The sequence below is a fragment of the Thermogutta sp. genome (assembly GCF_014359955.1).
Classification (GTDB): domain Bacteria; phylum Planctomycetota; class Planctomycetia; order Pirellulales; family Thermoguttaceae; genus Thermogutta.
In genome coordinates, this window is sequence record NZ_JACIYL010000752.1 from 1 (window position 1) to 2,143 (window position 2,143).

The 2,143-nt window shown below is 59.5% G+C and carries 2 protein-coding genes and 1 pseudogene; all 3 read left to right on the top strand.

The window, feature by feature from the left end; all coding sequences use genetic code 11:
• A pseudogene (locus H5U08_RS16605) lies at positions 1 to 363 on the top strand (mannose-1-phosphate guanylyltransferase); the annotation flags it as partial.
• Positions 364 to 435: 72 nt separating this feature from the next.
• Positions 436 to 1,269 (top strand): ScpA family protein, encoded by an 834-nt coding sequence (locus tag H5U08_RS16610; RefSeq protein ID WP_297035614.1) that lies wholly within the window; start codon positions 436 to 438, stop codon positions 1,267 to 1,269.
• A gap of 112 nt (positions 1,270 to 1,381) precedes the next feature.
• A partial coding sequence (locus H5U08_RS16615; RefSeq protein ID WP_297035617.1) for an MBL fold metallo-hydrolase occupies positions 1,382 to 2,143 on the top strand: 762 nt, incomplete at its 3' end.

Below are 2,143 nucleotides of genomic sequence, written 5' to 3' on the forward strand. Positions count from 1 at the left end.
GAGTTCCAGCAGATCAAAAACATCTCCATCGACTATGCCGTTATGGAAAAGGCCGAAAACGTCGTCGTTGTCGAGGCGACGTTCCGCTGGGATGACGTTGGTGGCTGGCGGGCGCTGGAGCGACTGCTGACCGTCGATGAGCGAGGCAACGTGGCCGATGCCCCACGCGTCATCTTCCTGGATGCGGAGGGCACGATTGTTCACAGTCGCCGCGATGACCATCTCATCGCCACGCTGGGCGTCAAAGACCTGGTTATCGTGGTCACTCCGGATGTCACACTGGTGGCCGACAAAAATCGCGAGGAAGAGGTTCGCCACCTTTTAAAGGAGCTGGAACGGCGGGGATGGCGGGAGTACCTGTAGCGCGCCGCGAGCGATGGGATTCCAAGCGGCTGATCCTGCATGGGCCTGGTTGATGCCGAAAGGTGAATCGGAATGGCGGGTGGAACGACAGAATTCCGTGTCAATCTGGACGTGTTCCGCGGCCCGCTCGACGTCCTCCTCTATTTGATTCGCAAACACGAGCTGGCCGTCACGGAGATTTCTGTCGCGGAGATTGCGGAGCAGTTCCTGCAGTTTGTGGAATCGGCCCAGCCGCTGGATGTTGACACGGCCGCCGACTATCTGTCCATGGCGAGCTGGCTGGTGGAGCTCAAGTCTTATGAACTGTTACCCCACGGGGAGGAAATGCCGGAGGAATTCGTCTCGGAGCCCCGGGAGGAATTAGTTCGGCGGCTTCTGGAATACAAGCGGTATCGGGATCTGGCGTACCTTCTGGAAGAGCGCGCCAAAGAATGGCAAACGCGGATCCGTCGCCTGAGCGATGACCTCGGAGAGAACCCGGTTCAGCCAGCGGAAGAGCCGCTGCAGGAAGTCCACCTGTGGGATCTGGTCCAGGCCTTTTTACGGGTCCTTCAGGAAAGCGAGGTCCAGGCAGGGACGACGCTCGTTTACGACGACACCCCCATCCAGGTCTTCATGGAGCGCATCTATCGCCGTCTGCTCGACTGCCAGGAGCTCGCCTTTCGCGAGCTCTTCTCGCCCGGGATGCACAAGTCCACGCTGGTAGGGATCTTCATGGCGGTGCTGGAGCTGGTGCGTTTCGGCTTCATTCGGGTCCAGCAGGAGGAGCTCTTTGGTGAGATCCTTCTCTCTCTGCGCGAGGACCGCCCGCCGTATCACCCCTGGGAACCTCCCCCGGCAACCGGAGAAAGGGACATGCCCAGCGGCGCGGCCACTGGGCAAGGCTCTTCCCAAAGCGGACAATAAACGTTTCCGTGAAGTTTGCCGGGTCTTACCAAGTTTTCGAGAATCCTGTGAGACAAGAGCGGAGAAGATCCAACCAGACGACGTGATGGTCCCATCGGGAAAGCGTGCCGCGGTGAGTTCGGAAAATCGCAGACAACAGCCTCAGGATGAACGGTCTCAGAGAGATTCCACCGAGGAAGCCCTGAAGTCGGTCTTGCTGGAAGATCTGCCCATTAAGCGGCTCTCGCACAAGAATATCACCATAGAGGGGTATTCGAGGGCTGCCTTTCAGACGTATTGGCGGATCCCGGAGTTCCGGCTCGGCTTCGATCTGGGGGGCCAACCTTGGGCGTTCATGGGGACGCCCTCGTGGTTTGTGTCGCACACGCATATTGATCACGTGGTGGCCCTTCCGGCGTATGTTTCACGCCGGCGAATGATGAAGATGGAGCCGCCCACCATTTACCTGCCGGAGCAGGCTGTCCCTCTGGTGGAAAAACTCCTGCACGTCGTCGGGCGGCTGGATCGGGGCCGTCTCCCCTGCCAGCTTGTTCCCGCAGCGCCGGGCCAGGAATTCGAGCTTTCCCGCGAACTCGTTGTCACCACGGTTCCCACCCAGCACACCGTGCCGTCCCTGGGATTTATTGTCTGGGAGCGACGAAAAAAACTGAAACCCGAGTTCCACGGCCTGCCCGGCGAAAAAATCCGTGATCTGCGTCTCAGCGGCGTGGAGGTCACCAACGAAATCCGCCTTCCCCGCGTCGCCTATCTTGGGGACACACGCGTGGATGTCCTGGATGAGTATCCGGACCTTTACCGAGCGGAAGTGCTCATCATGGAGGTGACCTTCCTGTCACCCCACCACCGCGGGGAAAAGATTCGGAAATTTGGGCAC